At 68.2% G+C, this 3,017-nt stretch carries 3 protein-coding genes; 1 reads left to right on the forward strand and 2 read right to left on the reverse strand.

From position 1 onward, the window contains the following. Together ACT4N8_RS16150 and lgt are read right to left on the reverse strand one after the other, a co-directional pair. On the reverse strand, positions 1-777 hold a 777-nt coding region (locus ACT4N8_RS16150), incomplete at its 3' end, for a class I SAM-dependent methyltransferase (protein WP_444859134.1). Further along, the gene (gene lgt, locus ACT4N8_RS16155) at positions 764-1,633 is read right to left on the reverse strand and encodes a prolipoprotein diacylglyceryl transferase (protein WP_444859136.1); all 870 of its coding nucleotides are present in this window, start codon (positions 1,631-1,633) and stop codon (positions 764-766) included. The genes lgt and ACT4N8_RS16150, both read right to left, overlap by 14 nt. An 88-nt stretch (positions 1,634-1,721) precedes the next feature. Here lgt and ACT4N8_RS16160 point away from each other — a divergent pair. Then, positions 1,722-3,017 (forward strand): class I adenylate-forming enzyme family protein (locus ACT4N8_RS16160; protein ID WP_444859135.1); only part of this gene is annotated, 1,296 nt, incomplete at its 3' end.

Raw genomic sequence — 3,017 nt, forward strand, 5'->3', positions numbered from 1 at the left:
GTGGACGCACGCACCCGCCTCACGCGCCGCCTGGGCCAGCGCCGAGAAGTCGACATGGGCGGTTAGGTCGCGCGTTCCCGGCGCGGTCCATGGATCGGCATAAGCGTGGGCCGAGACCGCCTGCAGCGTGTCCCCCGAGCCCGGCCGGTCGTGGCCGTAATCGATGAGCAACGCCGCGCCGCCCTGCGCGGCGAGGCGGCGCGCCAGGTCGCGAACGATCGCCAGCGATGCGGGCGAAGCCTCGCGCTCGACCTCGCCGTCGCGAACGAAGCCGGCGTCGCGCGCGCTCACCCGCAATTCGCGCCCCATGGCGTCGAATTGATGAATCGGCAGCGCGTCGAAAAACTCGTTGGCGACGATCAGCAGCGGCCGGTCGCGGGGCAGGCTGCCGATATTGTCATGCCACGTCGCCGCCGGCACGCGCTGAATCTGCGCGTCGCGCAGGACGGGGCTGGTCTCGACGAAATGCGCCGGGGGGCCGAGGCCGGCTTTGGCCATGACACGCAACGCATCCGCGGCAAGCGTGCCTCGGCCCGGGCCCAGCTCGACGTAGTGCGCGTCGGGCCGCCCGGCGCGCTGCCACAAATCGGCGAGCCAGGCGCCGACCAGCTCGCCGAACATCTGGCCGATCTCCGGCGCGGTGATGAAATCGCCGCCGCGGCCGAGCGGATCGCGGGTCGCGTAATAATGCGCGTTGGCGGCTTCCATATAGTCGGCGACGGCGATCGGCCCTTCGGTCTCGATCCGCCGCCTCAGCTCGTCCTCAAGCCGGCTCATCGGCCGGGACGGGGCGGACCCGCTCCGCGCGTTTGCCGGCGGTCGCGACCAGGTAGAGCCCGGCCAGAATCATCGGCAGCGACAGCCACTGGCCCATCTGGAGCCCGGTCGCCTGGGCGAAGCTGGTGAGATGCGCATCGGGCTCGCGGACGAACTCGACGAGGAAGCGGCTGAGCCCGTAGACAAGCAGGAAGGCCCCAACCAACGCCCCGGGCCGATAGCGCGCGCGCGTCTTCCAGAACATGTACCAAAGCACGAGGAAGAGCAGCACACCCTCCAGCAAGGCTTCGTAAAGCTGGCTCGGGTGCCGCGGCGGGCCGAGGATCAGCATGCCGTCGACGACCTCCGGGAAGCGCACCGCCCAAGGGACGTTGGTGGTGCCGCCCCAGAGCTCGGCATTCACGAAATTGGCGAGACGGCCGAGGAAGAGGCCGAAGGGAATGCAGCAGGCGACGTAATCGTGGACGCGCAGCCAATCGAGCTTGTGCTGGCGCGCCATCCACAGGATGCCGAGGCTGACCCCGATCACGCCGCCGTGGAACGACATGCCGCCATCCCAGAGCTGAACGATCTCCAGCGGATTGGCGAGATAATCCATCGGCTTATAGAAGAGAACATAGCCGAGCCGGCCGCCGAGGATGACGCCGAGCGTGGCGTAGAAGACAAGGTCGTCGGCATGCCGGCGTGCCATCGGCGCGCCCGGCTGGGCGATCAGTTTGAGCAGATACCACCAGCCGACGATGATGCCGATCAGGTAGGCGAGACTGTACCAGCGCAGCTGGAACCAGCCGAGATCGAGGAGGACGGGATGGAGGCCGAGGTCTGGGAAGCGGATCGCGCCGCCGGCCGCTGTCATCGATGTCAGTAAGGCGTCGATCAAGGCTTCCCCCTTTGGACAAGCGCCTTCATACTGGGGGCCGAAGAAAAAGGAAGCGGGAGCGGAGATGCCGAGCGAGCTCGACCGGACCTACGATGCGGTACTGGCGGCGGCCACCGGCGAGGGCGCCACGATCCAGCTCGGCCGGGACGCGGAAGGCCGCGTGATCGTCGCCAATTTCCCCTCGACCCTGCCGATGCTGTTCGACTTCTTCTGCGCGGTCCACGCCAATGTCGAGGCGGTGATCGCGGGCGAGGAGCGGCTCACCTACGCCCAGCTCAACGAACAGGCGACGAAGCTCGCCCGGTCGCTCGCCGGCGCCGGCATCCGAAAGGGCGACCGGGTGGCGATCGCGATGCGCAACTGCCCCGCCTGGATCGTCGCCCATATGGCGGCGCTCAAGGCGGGGGCGATCTCCACCCTGATCAACGGCTGGTGGCAGACCGACGAGATGCGCCACGCGCTCGACCTGACCAGGCCCAAGCTGGTCATCGCCGATGCCGGCCGCGCGCAGCGGATCGAGGCGGCCTGCGTCGATTGCAGCATCGTCACCCTGCCCGTCGAACGGCCGCTGGCGGAGGCGATCGGACCCCTACTCGGGGCGGAGGCGGACCTACCCCAGATCGCACCGGAGGACGACGCGACCATCCTCTTCACCTCGGGCTCGACCGGCCTCGCCAAGGGTGCCGTCTCGACCCACCGCGCGGTGACGACCGGGGTCTACACCTACACGATTGGCCTCGCCGTGTTGCGCGGCATCCGCGAGAGCGCAGGAGAGACGGTCGGCGATCCCAAGACCCTGGTCAACGTGCCGCTGTTCCACGTCACCGGCGAGGTGCCGGTGCTGCTCAACAGCTTCGTGATCGGCCGGACGATGGTGCTGATGCCGAAATGGGACCCGGGCGAGGCGCTGCGGCTGATCGAACGCGAGAAGCTCACCTATTTCGTCGGCGTGCCGACGATGAGCCTGGAGCTGATGCAGCATCCCGACCGCGACAAATACGATCTTTCGAGCCTTACCGACATCGCCGCGGGCGGCGCGCCGCGCCCGGTCGCCCATGTCGAGCGGCTCGAGCGAAGCTTCACCGGGGCACGTCCCGCTCTGGGCTACGGCCTCACCGAGACCAATGCCGTCGGGTGCTCCAATTTCTGGTCCAACTATCACGACAAGCCTGCCTCCACGGGCCGGCCGCACGCGCCGATGGTCGAAATGGCGATCCTCGGCGAAGGCGACCGCCATTTGCCGCAGGGCGAGACGGGGGAGATCGCGATCCGCTCCGCCGCCAATATCCGCGGCTATTGGAACGACGAGGCGGCGACCCATGCCGCCTTCACTGCCGACGGCTATTTTAAGTCCGGCGAC

The sequence above is a fragment of the Sphingosinicella sp. genome, assembly GCF_052387495.1.
GTDB lineage: Bacteria > Pseudomonadota > Alphaproteobacteria > Sphingomonadales > Sphingomonadaceae > Allosphingosinicella.

Bases quoted from the DNA above. Each gene is read 5' to 3' on its own strand.
- lgt (WP_444859136.1), bottom strand. From the start codon at position 1,633: ATGACAGCGGCCGGCGGCGCGATCCGCTTCCCAGACCTCGGCCTCCAT.